The sequence below is a fragment of the Echinicola salinicaeni genome (assembly GCF_014280965.1).
Lineage (GTDB): Bacteria > Bacteroidota > Bacteroidia > Cytophagales > Cyclobacteriaceae > Echinicola > Echinicola salinicaeni.
In genome coordinates this window covers 275,684-292,961 of sequence record NZ_JACODZ010000005.1, presented here as the reverse complement: position 1 = coordinate 292,961, position 17,278 = coordinate 275,684, and the positions used below count along the sequence as shown (strand labels likewise).

At 39.0% G+C, this 17,278-nt stretch carries 15 protein-coding genes; 9 read left to right on the top strand and 6 right to left on the bottom strand.

Annotated features, from left to right (window positions below; all coding sequences use genetic code 11):
• Positions 1-11: 11 nt before the first annotated feature.
• The 3 genes from H7U17_RS11245 to H7U17_RS11235 all read right to left on the bottom strand — a co-directional run bounded on the left by H7U17_RS11245 (position 12) and on the right by H7U17_RS11235 (position 6,344).
• Positions 12-3,071 carry a SusC/RagA family TonB-linked outer membrane protein gene (locus tag H7U17_RS11245; RefSeq protein ID WP_186756819.1) on the bottom strand — a complete coding sequence of 1,020 codons (3,060 nt, stop codon included), beginning with the start codon at positions 3,069-3,071 and terminating at the stop codon, positions 12-14.
• 835 nt (positions 3,072-3,906) lie between these two features.
• Complete coding sequence (locus H7U17_RS11240) at positions 3,907-4,887, bottom strand: pyruvate dehydrogenase complex E1 component subunit beta (protein ID WP_186756818.1); 981 nt, start codon at positions 4,885-4,887, stop codon at positions 3,907-3,909.
• Between the two features lie 95 nt (positions 4,888-4,982).
• Positions 4,983-6,344: an NAD-dependent succinate-semialdehyde dehydrogenase gene (locus H7U17_RS11235; RefSeq protein ID WP_186756817.1), complete on the bottom strand. Its 1,362-nt coding sequence runs from the start codon at positions 6,342-6,344 to the stop codon at positions 4,983-4,985.
• 184 nt (positions 6,345-6,528) lie between these two features.
• Between H7U17_RS11235 and H7U17_RS11230 the strand changes: the two genes are divergently transcribed.
• Positions 6,529-7,035 carry a metallophosphoesterase family protein gene (locus tag H7U17_RS11230; RefSeq protein ID WP_186756816.1) on the top strand — a complete coding sequence of 169 codons (507 nt, stop codon included), beginning with the start codon at positions 6,529-6,531 and terminating at the stop codon, positions 7,033-7,035.
• Positions 7,036-7,065: 30 nt separating this feature from the next.
• The gene (locus H7U17_RS11225; RefSeq protein ID WP_186756815.1) at positions 7,066-7,800 is read left to right on the top strand and encodes an EcsC family protein; all 735 of its coding nucleotides are present in this window, start codon (positions 7,066-7,068) and stop codon (positions 7,798-7,800) included.
• Between the two features lie 60 nt (positions 7,801-7,860).
• Here the strand turns inward: H7U17_RS11225 and H7U17_RS11220 are convergent, their stop codons facing one another.
• Positions 7,861-8,667, bottom strand: a complete 807-nt coding sequence (locus H7U17_RS11220) for a 3'-5' exonuclease (RefSeq protein WP_186756814.1) — start codon at positions 8,665-8,667, stop codon at positions 7,861-7,863.
• A 365-nt stretch (positions 8,668-9,032) separates the two neighbouring features.
• Between H7U17_RS11220 and dnaB the strand changes: the two genes are divergently transcribed.
• The gene (gene dnaB / locus H7U17_RS11215) at positions 9,033-10,631 is read left to right on the top strand and encodes a replicative DNA helicase (protein ID WP_186756813.1); all 1,599 of its coding nucleotides are present in this window, start codon (positions 9,033-9,035) and stop codon (positions 10,629-10,631) included.
• 57 nt (positions 10,632-10,688) lie between these two features.
• The gene (locus tag H7U17_RS11210; RefSeq protein ID WP_186756812.1) at positions 10,689-11,690 is read left to right on the top strand and encodes a quinone oxidoreductase family protein; all 1,002 of its coding nucleotides are present in this window, start codon (positions 10,689-10,691) and stop codon (positions 11,688-11,690) included.
• Positions 11,691-11,703: 13 nt separating this feature from the next.
• Here H7U17_RS11210 and H7U17_RS11205 read toward each other — a convergent pair whose 3' ends face one another.
• A complete protein-coding gene (locus H7U17_RS11205; RefSeq protein ID WP_186756811.1) occupies positions 11,704-12,036 on the bottom strand; it encodes a tetratricopeptide repeat protein in 333 nt (110 codons plus the stop codon).
• A gap of 481 nt (positions 12,037-12,517) precedes the next feature.
• Between H7U17_RS11205 and H7U17_RS11200 the strand changes: the two genes are divergently transcribed.
• From H7U17_RS11200 to H7U17_RS11185, 4 genes are all read left to right on the top strand, one after another.
• The gene (locus H7U17_RS11200) at positions 12,518-13,255 is read left to right on the top strand and encodes an electron transfer flavoprotein subunit beta/FixA family protein (RefSeq protein WP_186756810.1); all 738 of its coding nucleotides are present in this window, start codon (positions 12,518-12,520) and stop codon (positions 13,253-13,255) included.
• Positions 13,256-13,282: 27 nt separating this feature from the next.
• Complete coding sequence (locus tag H7U17_RS11195) at positions 13,283-14,248, top strand: electron transfer flavoprotein subunit alpha/FixB family protein (RefSeq protein ID WP_186756809.1); 966 nt, start codon at positions 13,283-13,285, stop codon at positions 14,246-14,248.
• 7 nt (positions 14,249-14,255) lie between these two features.
• Positions 14,256-14,861 carry a bifunctional nuclease domain-containing protein gene (locus tag H7U17_RS11190; RefSeq protein ID WP_186756808.1) on the top strand — a complete coding sequence of 202 codons (606 nt, stop codon included), beginning with the start codon at positions 14,256-14,258 and terminating at the stop codon, positions 14,859-14,861.
• Between the two features lie 122 nt (positions 14,862-14,983).
• The gene (locus H7U17_RS11185) at positions 14,984-16,270 is read left to right on the top strand and encodes a NupC/NupG family nucleoside CNT transporter (protein ID WP_186756807.1); all 1,287 of its coding nucleotides are present in this window, start codon (positions 14,984-14,986) and stop codon (positions 16,268-16,270) included.
• A 131-nt stretch (positions 16,271-16,401) separates the two neighbouring features.
• Here H7U17_RS11185 and H7U17_RS11180 read toward each other — a convergent pair whose 3' ends face one another.
• A complete protein-coding gene (locus tag H7U17_RS11180) occupies positions 16,402-16,839 on the bottom strand; it encodes a peptidylprolyl isomerase (protein ID WP_186756806.1) in 438 nt (145 codons plus the stop codon).
• 148 nt (positions 16,840-16,987) lie between these two features.
• Between H7U17_RS11180 and H7U17_RS11175 the strand changes: the two genes are divergently transcribed.
• The gene (locus H7U17_RS11175; RefSeq protein ID WP_186756805.1) at positions 16,988-17,257 is read left to right on the top strand and encodes a hypothetical protein; all 270 of its coding nucleotides are present in this window, start codon (positions 16,988-16,990) and stop codon (positions 17,255-17,257) included.
• Positions 17,258-17,278 lie beyond the last annotated feature (21 nt).

Genomic DNA, 17,278 nt, shown 5'->3' with positions numbered 1-17,278 from the left:
ACTTTTGAGATTTAGAAAGAAAGATTAACACCCATGGTAAAGGATTTAGCTTGCGGGTAACTGTCATTAACATTGTTAAAAGTAACCGCATCTTCTGGATCAAAGCCATCTACAAACTTGGTGAAAGTCAATAGGTTTTGTCCTGAAATATAAACCCTTGCATTGGAAAGACCGAATTTAGAAATAGTCTCAGTAGGTAGGGTGTAGCCCAATTCAATATGCTTCATTCTTAGGTATGAAGCATCTAAGATCGCAGCACTGATAGCTGGTCCAACAAATAAAGAGTTGTTGTATTTGTAACCGGTAGCTACCCTTGGTATATCTGTGTCGGTGTTTTCTGGCGTCCATCTGTCCAAAAATGCCGTAGTAAGGTTACTGTAGCCTCTCAAGCCATCAGTTCCATAAACCCCATTTTCAACATCTCTTCCTAATACTCCTTGGAATAAGACACGGAAATTGAAGCCTTTATAATCAGCAGTCAAGGTCATACCAAATGTGTTTCTGATATTAGGGTCACCGATGATCACACGGTCATCAGAATCAACTACGCCATCGCCATTGGTATCTTCATAGATATAGTCACCAGCACTTACTAGAGAACCACCTGGCTGAGCACCATAAGTTTCTGCATCTTGTGCTTCCGCATCAGACTGGAAAATACCTGTAATGATGTGTCCATAAAAGGAATTGATTGGATAACCTTCTTTGGTCAAAACCTTATTGGCTGAAAGGAATTCTTCGTCCAGTTTCAATACTTTATTGTCATTGTGTGACCAGTTCCCAGAAATAGAATATTCGAACTCACTTCCAATGCTTCCGTAATAGTTTAGGGAGAATTCATAACCACGATTCTCCACCTCACCTTGGTTTTGGACGGGAGGAGCGAGGTTGCCCAATGTGGCCACTACAGGAGGGCTTAGTAGTACATCCAGGGATTTTCTTACATAGTAATCAGCAGTAAGGGAAAGTTTGTAATCAAACAAGGTTGCATCTAATCCAATATCAGAAGTTTGTGTTGTTTCCCACTTGACATTTGGATTGGCCAAAGCCCTTGCCGCAGCACCACCTACCAATGAGTTACCAAAGACATATGGCTGATCAAGATTAATAGTTGCGATACTTGGATAATTCCCAATGTTTTGGTTACCAAGTTGACCCCAACTACCTCTCAATTTCAATTCATTTATATCTTGAAGACCTGACATAAAGTCTTCCTTGGCCATGTTCCAACCCAAAGAGAATGATGGGAAAGTACCGAACCTGTTGTTTTCTCCGAATCGGGAAGAACCGTCATATCGGATATTGAACTCAGCTAAATATTTACCCTCATAGTCATAGTTCACACGTCCAAAGTAAGATTCCAATGCCCATTCACTGGCATTACCAGCTACACTTGGGTTCAATGAAGCCACATCCAATTCTGTAAGAATACTATTATTATAGCCTTCATTGGAGGCAGAAAGAAAGTCTTGTCTGTATGCCTGACTCGTATAACCTAGCATTCCGCCTAAGGTCGATTTTCCCAATGTTTTGGTATACCTGCCAGTCAGTTCAAAGGTTGAGGTAGTGCTCAATAAATCAGTTTCACGGTATTCCCCAAGACCATTTGCGTTGAAGATGCTTTCGCCATCAGAAACGGTCATTTTACTTCTGAAGAAACTTTGTTTTCTGTCCTGAACATAAACGGAGCCGTTAGCACGGAAAACCATGTCTTTGATGGGTTCTAACTCAAAGTAAAGGTTAGGAGTGGCTCTGTAGTATTTGGTGTTATTATTTCCGCCATATTTAGCTAAGCCAATAGGGTGGATACCACCATCAGTTCTTCCTGATAATACAGCATTACCTGCAGAGATATAGCCATTGTCATATCTAAGTGGATTAAGCGGCGCCTTTCTGATCATATCTCGGACAAGCTGGGTAACCCCATAGCCTGAATAGTTTGGCTCATTACTATCAGTCAAACTACCAGAGATATTGATTCCTGTCCTTACTTTGTCGGATATTTTCACGTCCACATTGGACCTGAAATTATATCTCTTTGAGTCTGTCTCGATTACCACACCCTCTTGGTCTTGATAACCAGCAGAGAACATGTATTTTACATATTCAGTACCACCAGTTACTGAGAAATAGTGGTTTTGAAGTGGGGCTCCAGTGCGGTAGCCTTGTTCGAATAACCCTTTTGTAGAGTATCTTGAATCACCACCATTTTGCAAAAGGTCCAATTCCTCTTGAGAGTAAACTTCAGGTTGGCCAATATTGGTTTGTGCTTCATTTTTCAAACGAGCAAAATCATATGGGCTCAACATGTCAGGCGTAGTGGTCGCATTTTGGAAGGCCATATAAGAGTTGATAGATACTTTTGGCTTTCCTGATTTGCCTCTTTTGGTAGTCACTAGGATAACACCGTTAGCTGCTCTAGCTCCATAAATGGCAGCAGAGGCAGCGTCTTTCAATACGGAAAAACTCTCGATGTCATTTGGATGAACATCATTTAGGGTAGATTGCACACCATCTACTAAAACCAAGGGAGCAGAATCATTGTTCTGATTTGCCACAGATGTCCTTACTGTACCAACTCCCCTTATTTGTATGGTAGGAGCGTCATTGCCTGGCTGGGCAGATCCTTGAATTAATTGAACTCCGGATACACGGCCTGAAAGTGCATTGGCAGCACTTGTTACACTTTGGCTACCTATGTCTTCAGTGGATAAGGTACCAACGGCACCGGTTAGGTTTTTCTTTTTCTGTGTACCATAACCTACTACAACAACCTCCTCTAAAGAAGAACCTGATAAGGCTACGTCGATTACACTGTTACTGCCAACTTTTACTTCCTGGGAAGTATATCCAATAAAGCTGAATATTAATGTGGCATCTTCAGCAACAGAAAGTGAGTATTTCCCGTCCATATCTGTCACAGTTCCTGATGCTTGGCCTTTTACCAGAATATTAGCTCCTGGTAGTGGCTCTCCTGATTCTCCATCAGTTACGGTCCCTGTGATCGTTACATTTTGTGCGAATGTAATACTGACCATAAAGAACGCAATGAGTGTAAATAGTTTTTTCATAAGCGTTTGTTTAGTTAATTAAATGAAATTGTATACATGAGTCTTTAGGCAAATTTTTAGTGATTTGCTTTTTGTGATGTACTAAAGGTTATTTTTGGTGGGGTACGTTTTTGTAATACTGGCTTCCTTCCTGAGATGTATGAATTATCTGGGAATGAAGTGTTTTCTCTTGAGGGGATTATTAGGGGGTAAGAGATAATTCCCCTAAATTATACTAGTTAGGCCTTATGTACAAATTAAAATGAATATTTTTTTCTTTCGTTTAATGATGTTTTTTGTGATTGTGTGTTTTGTATAGTTTTATATTGGTTTTGTATGGTTTGTTATTTTTATGGAGAAAAAATTTATTGTTTGGTTTAATGAAAAGTAGTTTTTAGGATTTTTAGTGTTAAGGATTTTTTTGAAATTATGTTTTGGGAATTTACCTTGTATAGGTGTGGTGATTAGGAGAAAGTGTATAAGAACATATTGTATATCGGATGGTAATGTATTCTAATTTTTTTTATTGGTCCCTTTTTTTGGTAAGCCTTCTCTTGGATTATCTTAGATGGAAAAAAAATAAATCGTTCTGAATAAAAAAAATAGGGACATCTGTTTTTATATAATGATCCTATAATGATGAAGATTGGCTATTTATCAGCTCAAGGGAATGTAGAATGATTTTTTAATAGGAATTGTTAAAAAATATGATTGTCTGCTTTTTAAACCAGTAAGCTTATTTTTTACGGAATTTAATAATCAATTTTGATCGAGCTGTGGACAGGGAATAATGTTATTTGCAAAAAAAAAGCGGTCAATGCATTGACCGCTTTAAATATTTTTTAAGCTGATGGGATTACTTTGCGTAAGTAACTTGCTTAACAGCTTCAATAGTTCTTTTTACATTAGGCAATGTAGCCTCGATATAAGTAGGAGAATAACTCAAAGGAATATCCATGGAGTTAACTCTTAAAACTGGGGCGTCCAAATGATCGAACATGTTTTTCTGAATATTGAATGCAATATCTGTAGCCAGAGAAGAAATTGGATTGGCTTCTTCAACTACTACACATCTATTGGTCTTTTTAACAGATTCGTAAACTGTAGGATAGTCAATAGGCCTTACGGTCCTTAGGTCAATTACTTCAGCTTCGATACCATCTTTGGCCAATTCTTCAGCAGCTTCCAGAGCTACCTTCATGATTTTTCCAAAAGAAACTATCGTTACATCTGCACCTTTTCTTTTGATATCGGCCACTCCGATAGGAAGTAAATATTCGCCTTCAGGAACTTCTCCTTTGTCAGAATACATCAATTCAGATTCCATGAAAATAACCGGATCGTCATCTCTTATAGCCGCTTTCAATAAACCTTTAGCATCATAAGGATTGCTTGGGACTACTACCTTAAGACCAGGAGTATTGGCAAACCAATTCTCAAAGTTAGAGGAGTGTGTGGCACCAAGTTGACCAGCATTACCAGTAGGGCCTCTAAAAACAACTGGAACGTTGTATTGGCCTCCTGACATGGCGTACATCTTTGCAGCCGAATTGATGATTTGGTCAATAGCTACCAAAGAAAAATTGAAGGTCATAAATTCGATGATGGGTCTTAGACCATTCATACCGGCACCTACACCCAAACCTGCAAAGCCAAGCTCTGCAATAGGCGTATCGTATACTCTATCCGGTCCGAATTCATCCAACATACCTTGGGTCACCTTATAGGCTCCGTTGTATTCAGCCACTTCTTCACCCATGAGAAACACGTTTTTGTCGCGTCTCATTTCCTCGCTCATGGCCTCTCTTAATGCTTCTCTAAATTGTATAATTCTCATTTCTTAGCCAAAATTTTCGCCTGTAAAAATAGAAAGTAATCCTTCAATTACCAAGTCCTGAAAGGAATTAACCAATAATTAGAAAATAATCATTACTAGCCCTTAAAAACGGTTTTAATATTCATGAATTCTTTGATTCCATTTTCTGCTAATTCTCGTCCATAACCTGAATTTTTTATGCCGCCAAAGGGTAAGTGAGGGTTGGAGGCAACCATGGAATTGATAAATACTGCACCTGATTCGATTTCTCTGGCTAGCTTTTCTGCTTTTTCAGGGGCTTTGGTCCATAGAGCAGCACCTAGGCCAAAGTTAGAATCATTGGCCAATTTGATGGCTTCTTTTTCATCTTTTACCTTAAATACAGATGCAACAGGGCCAAAGAGCTCTTCGCTATAGGCTGGCATGTCTGGACGTAGGTTTCCCAATATGAAAGGTTTGAAATTTGCTTTCCCTTCATTGGGGCCACTACCTTCAAGAATGACTTCGGCACCCCGGTCAATGGAAGATTTTACCTGTTGGTAGAGTTCCTCCGCAAGGTCTGGCCTAGCCATGCAAGCATAATTTGCATTTTCATCAAGTGGATCTCCTGCCTGGTAATTTTGGATGTGGGATTTAAAAGCACTAATAAATTGATCGTAAACAGGTGCTTCTACTATGAAGCGTTTGGCGGCAATGCAGCTTTGTCCAAAGTTGATCATTCGGCCCTTTGCAGCTGTTTTGGCTGCAGCTTCAATATCTGCATCTTTGAGGACAATAAAAGGATCACTTCCGCCAAGTTCCAAAACTGTTTTTTTGATTTGTTTTCCCGCTTGGGCAGCGATAATTTGTCCGGCCTTTTCGCTGCCTGTTAGCGTCACAGCTTTTACTTTTGAATGATTAATGACTTTTTCTACCTTTCTGGATCCTATAATCAAAGTTTGGAAAACACCTTTAGGGAATCCAGCTTCACTAAATACTTCTTCAATGGCCAATGCGCATTGTGGGACGTTGGAAGCATGTTTAAGCAAGCCTGTGTTTCCAGCCGTTAAGTTGGGTGCAGCAAATCTGAATACCTGCCAAAAAGGGAAGTTCCAAGGCATTACCGCTAAAATTGTTCCTAAGGGATCATAAGCCACTTTTGCTTCTTTTCCATCTGGAAGGTGTATGGGTTCATCGGCTAAAAAGTCTGCTGATTTTTCAGCATAGTATTCGCAAACCCAAGCACACTTTTCCACTTCTGAACGGGATTCTGAAATGACCTTTCCCATTTCCAAGGAAATGATTTTAGCATATTTTTCCTTGTTTTTTCTAAGGACTTCTGCAGCCTTGTTCATCAGTGAACTTCTTTCATCCATTGACCTTTTTTTCCAGCCTTGGAAAGCGGCTTCAGCTTTATTGATGATTATATCAATATCTTCTTCGGAATGCTCTTCTATATCTTTTAATAACTCGCCAGTATAGGGATTAATAGATTTCATTTATTGAGATTTTTTGTTCCTAGTACAATATTTAGATATTATTTTTTGAAATGGGAGCAGAAACTGTTCCTAATTCTAAGTTGTTTTAGATTAATATTTAAAAGGTAGTTTTATCCAAATACCAAATTGTATTTCTTTGTTTTTATTTTCTAATTCCAATAAGAAGTTAAGCATATTCAATATTATGATAAAAGTAGCATTGATTTCTGATTCGCATAGTTATATAGACGGAAAAACCATTGAACATTTGGAAGATGTGGATGAAATCTGGCATGCAGGGGATATTGGTGAAGAATCCGTAATGGATTCCCTTCCGAAAGGAAAAACCTTGAGAGTAGTTTTTGGAAATATTGATGACAAATCAGCAAGGGAAAGGTATCCTGAGGAATTGGTTTTTGAAAAGGAGGGAGCCAAGGTGATGATGTTACATATAGGAGGGAAGCCACCTAGGTATGCCAAAGGAGTAAAGAAAAGAATAAAAGAAGTTAAGCCCAATATTTTTGTTTGTGGCCACTCCCATATTTGCAAAGTTGAATTTGATCATGAGCTGGGGTGTCTGTATATGAATCCTGGTGCAATTGGTAACCATGGCTTTCATCAGGTAAAAACCTTATTAAAATTTGACTTGGACGAGGGAAAACCAAAAAATCTAAGGGTCGTAGAATTAGGGAAGCGTGGAAGCTTGAAATGATTTTTTTGGGTTTTTGGAATAATAATAGATATGGTGCTTTACGAGGAAATAGCTTTCTATGAGATGAATGCTTGGCTTAAAAAGGTCAAGAAGAATCCATCTATCATGAACAGGATGGCCAAGGGAGTACAACACAAAATCAATGAAATTATTCCTGATAAAATCCACCAGGCCATTACTTATGCCATTGAAAAGATGGTCAAAGGAGTGCTCTTTGGCTCTTCTTATATTAATACTAAGGTCTCTGAAGTAATTCCTTTTGAAGGAAGAGAACTAAAGATTAAAAATAAAATAAAATGGTATCAAAGGACAGCTTCTGTAGAGGGAGCTGTAACTGGTGCAGGAGGAATATTAATGGGGATGGTTGATTTTCCTGCCTTTTTGGCCATAAAAATGAAGATGCTATTTGAAGTTGCTTCCATGTATGGTTATGATGTGAAGGATTTTAAGGAGAGGATTTTTATTCTATACGTGTTTCAATTGGCTTTTTGTAGCCAGCAGAAAAGGAAAGAGGTGATAGAAGTAATAGAGAACTGGGAAAACTTCAAGAAAACATTGCCAGAGAAAGGCGATAATTTTGATTGGCGGACATTTCAATTGGAGTACCGTGATTATATGGATTTGGCAAAGTTGGCCCAGTTGATTCCAGTTATTGGGGCTGGGGTAGGGGCTATTGCCAATTGGCAGCTTACTGACCACTTGGGGAAAACAGCCATGCAATGTTATCGAATGAGGCATTTTGAAAAGGAAGAAACATTGGATTAGGTCGCTAAAATTTCCAATATATAAAATAAAAATGGCTGCTCATTCGAGCAGCCATTTTGTTTATCTGTTATTAAAGTTCCTCAATTTTATCTGAGTGAACTTTCTTTTTGTATCCAATGGAAAGTCTCCTTTCATCATCCAGTCATAATAATTAGGTTCCTCTTGAAGTACTTTTTCTACTGGTTTACCCTTGTGCTTTCCAAAATTAAAACATTCTACCCCTTCATCATTGAAAATAAACCTTCCGGCAAGGTCTACCATTTTTTCATTGATCAGGGCATGGATCTTTTTCATGTCATTTTCAACGATGCCTAGTTTGTTGCCTTGCAGGTCTACAGCTTCTTCGTTTTCGTATCTTTCTACCTGTGCTTTAAAAACCTCATAAGTGGCGATGGTGTCTGCTTCAGCGCTATGGGCATTTTCCAAGGTTTTGCCGCAATAAAATTTATATGCAGCCGTCAGGTTTCTTTTTTCCATCATGTGGAAGATCTTTTGCGCATCCAGCAGGTTCCTTTTTTCGATGTCAAAATCAATTCCTGCCCTTAAAAATTCTTCCACTAAAAGTGGAATGTCGAATTTGAGCACATTAAAGCCAGCCAAATCCGCACCATCCAAAAACTGATGCAATTCTTTGGCGATTTCCTTAAAGGTAGGTGCGTCTTTAATGTCCTCATCATAAATTCCATGAATCAGAGAAACTTCTTTTGGAATAGGGATTGTGGGATTGATTTTCATGGTTTTGATCTCTTCTTTGCCGTTAGGATAGATTTTTACAAAGGAAAATTCCACTATCCTATCCGTAGAGATATTTATTCCTGTGGCTTCAAGATCGAAAAATGCTAAAGGAGTTTTTATGTTTAAAGTCATTTGTTTTTTATTTAACAAGTATGGCCAATTAAGAGAGAAAAGGCTGATAATCGTAAAAGGTACATTTCTATTTATCTCCAAAGATAAGATATTAGAATTAAAATATAGGTTCCTGTTTGCACCTCTTTATAATTTATCAAGGGAATAGGGAATTCCTATGAATTTGGACAAATATGATCTTATATTTGTCGCTCAAATTCCATCATTTTCTACTGGCTTTTATTAGATGAGAAAATGAAAGAAAATGGTGTTAATAGGTAAGAGAACAGGATAATAAACCATTTAATAGTTTATTAATGAACATGTTAATTACATGTTAATAAATTGTTTAAAATCTTTGGTTTAAAGGAGCTACATTTGTTGTTATGGCAGAAGGAAATACTACCGGAAGAGAAAGATCGTCTTTTAGACGGAAAAACGGTGCAGATAAAGGTTTTGGGGCAGGTGTTGGTAAGATACCACCACAGGCAATTGATTTAGAGGAAGCAGTTTTGGGTGCCTTGATGTTGGAAAAAGAGGCCATCACGGCTGTGGTGGATATTCTTAAGCCAGACAGTTTTTATAAGGACGCCCATAAGGAAATTTATGATGCGATTCTTCAGCTTTTTAATGAAAGTGAGCCGATAGACCTGCTTACAGTTACCAATAAGTTGAGGAAGAACGGGAAGCTGGAAGTAGCTGGCGGGGCTTTTTATATTACTGAGCTTACTTCAAAGATTTCTTCAGCCGCCAATATTGAATATCACGCGCGTATCATTACCGAGCAGGCAATGAAGCGTCATATGATCCGAATTTGTTCAGAAATACAATCTGAGGCATTTGAGGAAACGACAGATGTTTTCGAACTTCTGGATACAATGGAACAGTCACTGTTTGAGATTTCTGAAAATAATATCCGTAAAAATTATGCGGATATGAAATCGATTATGCGGGAGGCAATTACTGAACTTGAAGGCAAAAAGGATCTTTCAGATGGTTTGACAGGGGTGCCAAGTGGATTTACAGCTTTGGATAGGGTGACTTCAGGCTGGCAAAAATCAGATTTGGTTATTATCGCTGCTCGTCCTGCGATGGGTAAGACGGCATTTGTACTTTCAGTATTGAGGAACGCAGCAGTGGACCATAGTCGTCCAGTGGCTATCTTCTCTCTGGAGATGTCAGCAGTACAATTGGTAAATCGTCTTATTTCCTCTGAAGCAGAACTGGATTCTGAAAAGATCAAAAAAGGGAATTTGGCTGACTATGAATGGGAACAGCTTATACATAAAACCAGTAAATTATCATCGGCTCCTTTGTTTGTGGATGATACCCCAGCACTTTCCATTTTGGAACTTCGTGCAAAATGTAGGAGGTTAAAAGCCCAAAGTGATATTCAGATGATTGTAATTGATTACCTTCAGCTGATGTCAGGGGATTCCAAGGCAAGTGCCAGTGGGAACAGGGAGCAGGAGATTTCAAGTATTTCCCGGGCCTTGAAAAAGATAGCCAAGGAACTGGAAGTGCCCGTGATTGCACTTTCCCAGCTTTCCAGGGCAGTGGAAACCAGGGGTGGAGACAAGAGACCTCAGCTTTCGGATTTGAGGGAATCTGGAGCGATCGAGCAGGATGCCGATATTGTAATGTTCCTTTACCGACCTGAGTATTATGGTATCAATGAGGATGAGGAAGGAAATAGTACCTTAGGAACAGGTGAAGTAATCATCGCCAAACACAGGAGTGGTTCCTTGGAGACGGTTAGGCTTCGATTTATTGGTAAATACACCAAGTTTGCTGACTTGGAGCTTAATGTACCATTCCAACCTCAAGCACAGGAGGCCATGTATGGAAATAAATTCCCAAGCGAAGCTGGTGGCAAAGGGTTTGATGATAGCAATATGATCAGGATTCAGAGTAAAGCCAACGGGCCTGATGAGGATGATTCATTCCCTGGAGGTTTGGGAAGTAATGAGCCAGCACCTTTCTAAAAAAATAAGTTTTAATAATTTTTGTCATAGTTCATCAAGACATTATTCTGAATGACCATGAAAGCCCTAGTTCTAGATCAAAAAGTTTCTTTTGGAATTAAATTAAGTGAAGTGCAATTGCCAGACTTGAAGCCTAAGGAGGTAAAGGTAAAATTACGTGCAGCTGCTTTAAACAGAAGGGATGAATGGTGTCGTCAGGGACGATATCCTAATATTAAAGATGGTGTGGTTTTGGGGTCTGATGGGGCTGGTATTGTGGAGGCAATTGGAGAAGAAGTTGATAAAGATTGGTTGGGAAAGGAAGTAATTATCAATTCTGCCAATAATTGGGGCGAGAATCAAAAAGTACAATCCAGTGAATTTCAGATTTTAGGAATGCCGAAAAATGGTACATTGGCTGAGTATGTACAGGTGGATGTAAGCAGGTTAGCCAATAAACCGGCTCATATGTCATTTGAAGAAGCAGCGGCATTACCACTCGCCGGGCTTACAGCATACAGGGCATTATTTTATCATGGTCAGGTGAAGGCTGGTCAAAAGGTTTTGGTGACAGGTTTTGGAGGGGGAGTGGCCCAGTTTGCAGCCCAATATGCTGTCATTGCTGGGGCAGAGGTGTATGTTAATAGTAGTAAAGATGATAAAATCAGTAAAGCTGTATCACTAGGAGCAAAAGGAGGTTTTAATTATAAGAAGGAAGCTTGGCTTGATGAAGCCAAAGAAATCAGTGGAGGATTTGATCTGATCATTGATTCGGCAATGGGAGATACGCTTCCTGGAATGATAGGTTTATTGGTGCCAGGTGGGAAGTTGATATTCTATGGAGCTACCTTAGGGAATCCTCCAATGCTGGATGCCAGAAGGATTTTTTGGAATCAGTTAACCTTGCAAGGGACCACTATGGGGAGTGATCAGGACTTTAAGGATATGCTGGACTTTATTAGTAAAGAAAGGATTAAACCTGTAATTGATTCTGTACGGCCTTTGGAGGAAGCTATAGCGGCTTTTGAACTTATGGCTTCAGGAAGCCAGACAGGTAAAATTGTGGTGAAAATCAGTTAAAAATGACGAGGTTTCAGTCCAAGTCATTTTCAAAAACGAAATTTTGATAAGCATTTTTTAGTTCTCTAAGTGCATGAGGGTTGTTTTGGTCTTGGGCCAAAGCAATTCCGTTATTATAGATTTTCTGGGCTTTTTCTATTTCATCCATTTCACTAAAAAAGGCTGCAGCATGAAAATAAGTGGGGAGATACTCAGGATGCGAGGTCAATAATTGATCAAAATAATCAGTGGCTTTTGATGGTTCTGAGTGCTGATATTCCAGTGCAAGAGCGTATATATTGAAGGGATTGTCGGGTTCCTCTTTTAAAAATTGCAATAATTGGTCAATTCGTGCTGTTTTACTCATAAGCGGTTTATTCTTTTAATTACTATTTAATTAGTTCTAATCAAGTCCGTACTGGTTGGACAAAAATAGTTTTTTTCGATCAAGATTTTATATTTATGCTTAAATTAAGGAAAGTAGTTTTTTGCCCTTATATCTTAGAAGCAAACTGAGTTATATTATTGCTTAGGTTATCGTATGTTTCTGTGAAGGTTGGTTTTAAGTGATTTTTGGGCATTTGAACTTGAGTTCAGTATAACTATAAATTATGGACTATAGCCAAAATCAATTGGGGTTGGATGGGTAATAAAAGACCTTTTTTTGTATTTTTGGTCATTCCAAAAACAAGGTTAAGTTAATGTTTTGGAGAATTGATTAAAAAGGAATATTAATATTGCTGATCAATTAAAATTTTTGTTTTTGACAGGCAATATTTTTTGCATGAAACTTGTGAAGTTGAGGCAAGGAAGATTAAAATGTTTAATAGAAAATTAAAATTATATATATGAAAATTCTGGTTTGTATTACCCACGTCCCGGATACCACTTCTAAAATTCAGTTTACCGAAAATAACACCCAGTTTGATAAAACAGGGGTACAGTTTATCATTGGTCCATATGATGATTATGCACTTGCCAGGGCTGTTGAGCTTAGGGATCAGACTAGTGGTACTTTGACCGTTTTGAATGTAGGAGAGGCTGAAACTGAGCCAACCTTGCGGAAGGCCCTTGCCATAGGAGCTGATGAAGCTGTAAGGGTAAATGCTTTTCCTTCAGATTCACTTTTTGTAGCGAATCAAATAGCCCATTATGCCAAAGAGGGAAATTATGATTTGATTTTGATGGGAAGAGAATCCATAGATTTTAATGGAGGTATGGTTCATGGAATGGTGGCTGAAATGCTCGGTATTCCATCTATTTCTCCAGTGATGAAATTGGAAATTGAGGGGGAAGTAGTAAAAATGGCCAGAGAGATCGAAGGAGGTAAAGAACATTTGGAGGCAAGACTGCCATTGGTCGCTGGATGTCAAGAGCCAATAGCTGAGTGGAAAATCCCAAATATGAGAGGGATTATGTCAGCACGAACCAAGCCGTTGAATGTAGTTGAGCCAGTAAGTGACGAGGTGGCCACCAATACCGTTTCCTATGAGCTTCCACCAGCCAAAGGTGCCGTGAAACTCATTGATAAGGACAATGTAGAGGAGTTGGTGAAACTTTTACAAAACGAAGCCAAAGTGCTTTGATTTACTGAATTTTAAAACAAGAATAAAATGTCAATTTTAGTTTATATAGAGCACGCAGAAGGTGCCATCAAAAAAACGTCATTAGAGGCTGTTTCCTATGCTAAAGAATTAGCAGGCCAAGAAGGAAAAGATGTTACGGCTGTAGCATTGGGAAACATCGAAGAGTCTGCTCTAAGCGAGGCAGGGTCGGCAGGTGCTACCAAGGTGCTGCATGTAAATGATGAAAAGTTAAATGCTGGTGTAATCCAAGCGCATGCAGATGCGGTTGCCCAAGCTTTTGAAAAGGTAGGTGCACAGACCTTGATTTTGGCCAAGTCATCTCTTGGTGATGCAGTAGCAGCCAGGTTGTCCGTTAAACTGAAAGCTGGTTTAGTTTCTAATGTGGTTGCTTTGCCAGAAACCAACGGAGGTTATAAAGTAAAGAGAAGTATTTACACAGGTAAAGCTTTTGCCTTTTCTGAGATTACTACAGACAAGAAGATATTGGCTGTTAAAAAGAATGCCGTAGCACTTAAAACAGATGGATCGGCTGCAGCGGTAGAGGCTTTGGAGGTCAATTTGCCTGAAAGTGATTTTGCTGCTAAAATTACCGCTACCGATAAGGCGGCAGGAGAGATTTCATTGCCGGAAGCTGATATTATTGTCTCAGGCGGTAGAGGTCTTAAAGGTGCTGAAAATTGGGGGTTGATTGAGGATTTAGCCAAGGAGATGGGCGCGGCAACAGGATGTTCTAAGCCAGTTTCTGATAGCGGATGGAGACCTCACCACGAGCACGTAGGGCAAACAGGTGTAAAAGTTGCGCCAAGTTTATATGTTGCAGTTGGAATTTCAGGAGCTATTCAACATCTTGCAGGTGTCAATGCATCTAAATATATTGTGGTAATCAATAAAGATCCAGAAGCACCATTTTTCAAGGCGGCTGACTATGGTATAGTGGGAGATGCATTTGAAATTTTACCAAAGTTAACGGAGGCTGTAAAAGCATTAAAGTAATTAGCTAGTGGAGAATACTGTAGAATTAGAAATATTAGGTTTGTCCTCAAATCATTCCCAGTCGGGTTCGTTTACCTTAGTGATGGGAGAAATAACTGGAACCAGAAGGCTTCCGATTGTTATTGGAATGTTTGAGGCTCAGGCCATCGCTATTGAGATTGAGAAGATCGTTCCCAATAGACCGATGACCCATGATTTATTCAAGTCTTTTGCTTCTAATTTTAATTTCTCGGTAGATCATATCTTGGTTTCAGATATGCGAGAAGGTGTTTTTTATGCTAAAATAGTCTGTAAGGATGATGATAAGACTGTTGAAATTGATGCCAGGCCTTCAGATGCCATAGCGATTGCGGTTAGGTTTGATGCGCCGATTTTTTGTGAAAAGAAGGTAATGTCCGAAGCGGCTATTGAATTTAATGAGGAAGAGGAAGCGAAAAGTGAAAAGGAAAGTGCTTCCAGTAAGCCTAAGGCCAATCCTGCCAAGTCCCAGAAGCATGAAGCATTAAAGGATTTCAGTCTAGAAAAATTGAACCAAATGCTGGAAAAAGCGATAAACAGCGAAGATTATGAGCGGGCCGCCAGAATCCGGGATGAAATAAATCGACGAAATTAAGTAGCAAAACCTGAGGAATTTTTCTCAGGTTTTTTTATTTCCTATCTGCTTAAATAATTTAACTTTAGGCTTCAGATTTTAAATGGATACATATTATTTGAAGTACTTTTAAGTAGATTTTTATGGAATATATAAGAGGGATCATAGGAGTAATAGCCTTATTGGCTGTTGCGGTGCTTTTTTCAGCTAACAGGAGAGCAGTTGATTGGAGATTGGTGGGAATTGGTGTTGGATTGCAGGCGATTTTTGGATTTTTGATCACCAAGGTTGAATTTGTTGAGAAGGTATTTGCTAGTATCAGTGGGGCTTTTGTAAAACTATTGAGCTTTGCCCAGGCAGGTGCTATTTTCTTGTTTGGGGATTTAGCGACAGATTCATTTGGGACCATATTTGCCTTTCAAGTTTTGCCCACGATTATATTCTTTTCGACGGTATCTGCTGGTTTGTATTATCTAGGAGTGCTTCAAAAAATAGTGTTTGGGATTGCATGGGTAATGTCCAAAACCATGAGACTTTCGGGGGCTGAGAGTTTATCTGCTGCAGGAAATATTTTCTTGGGCCAGACAGAGGCCCCTTTATTGGTTAGACCTTTTATTCCTACCATGACCAAGTCTGAACTGATGTGTTTGATGACAGGGGGGATGGCCACGATTGCTGGAGGTGTTTTGGCAGCTTATGTGGCTTTTCTGGGTGGTGATAGCTTAGAAGAACAAAGTAGGTTTGCTTCCTATCTTTTAGGGGCAAGTATTATGAATGCGCCGGCAGCGATCGTGATGTCAAAAATCATCATTCCAGAAACCAATAAGGAAGGACTGAATGATAAACTGCAGGTAAGTGATGAGGAAATGGGTGTGAATTTAATAGATGCCATGTCCATTGGTGCGGCAGACGGTTTGAAATTGGCCTTAAATGTTGGAGGGATGTTATTGGCATTTATAGCAGTGATTGCAGCAATTAATTATTTGCTGGAAGGAGTGATAGGGGATTGGACGGGGATCAATGCCTATATAGCAAGTGCAACATCTGGACAGTTTCAGGGTTTTTCATTGGAGTATATTTTAGGACAAGTATTTAGGGTGTTTGCCTGGTTGATGGGAGTAGAATGGCAGGATACACTGCAGGTAGGTTCCTTATTGGGGCAAAAAACAGTTATCAACGAGTTTGTGGCATATTCAGGATTGGCAGAAATGAAGGAAGTAGGATCTTTGAGTGCCAAGTCCATTGTTATAGCCACCTATGCACTTTGCGGTTTTTCTAATTTCAGTTCGATAGCGATTCAAGTTGGAGGTATTGGTAGTATAGCGCCTAATCAACAAGGGGCTTTGTCCTTATTGGGAATGAGGGCCTTGTTGGGAGCTACTTTGGCTTGCATGATGACTGCCACCATTGCAGGTATATTGTTTAGCTGAAAAAAATAGATTGATACCTCATGTATAGTCAAACAAGCGCTAAAAGTATTGCTTAACTTTCCAATGAATTGATAGAGAAACAAAAAAGCTTGGTATTACCCAAGCTTTTTTGTTTTGATTTCCAGTGAGGATTAACTCTCTGAAATTACAATTTTTTCAATTTTATCACCGGCCTTGATTTGGTCGATTACATCTAGTCCCTCGGTTACTTTTCCAAAACAAGTGTGGTTTCTGTCAAGGTGGGAAGTATTGTCTCTACTATGGCAAATGAAAAATTGAGAACCACCGGTATTTCTCCCAGCATGTGCCATAGATAATACACCTCTATCATGGTATTGATTATCACCATCAAGTTCACAGTCGATTTGGTAACCAGGTCCTCCAGTTCCGTTACCCGTAGGGCATCCTCCTTGGATTACAAAGTTAGGGATTACTCTATGAAAAGTTAATCCATCATAAAATCCCTTTTTGGAGAGTGTTACGAAATTTTCAACAGTATTAGGAGCGTCTTTCTCATAGAACTCCACTTTCATTGTACCTTTCTCTGTTATTATCTCAGCTGTTTTCATGCAGTTTTTTTGTGCAAATATACTAAAACCTCGCTTTTAAGGAAGTTTGATAGATACTTTTGTGATGAAATTTTATAATGGAAAAATACAAAATACTTTATTTTGGCTTGCAATTTGATTAAATTATAGTTAATCAAACTATTTAATCATGGATAATCGAGAAAAATTAGAAAAAATGGATAGGGCATTGAGGCTGTTGGAAGATTTAAAAAACAGTCAGGTTGCTTTGATCGAAAAATCCTCACAGCTTCAGCTGGATGCGATGGAGTTCAACTTTTCAAATATGGAAAAAAACATGGGGGATTTGTATTCCCGATATAATGATTCATTGGACATGTTAAATGAAGAACTGGAAAGATTTGAAATTAGAAGGAATAAGTTTGAACGGGAAAATGGATTAGATAAGCCAGAAGAATAAAATAAAGAAGGTCGGGTTTAA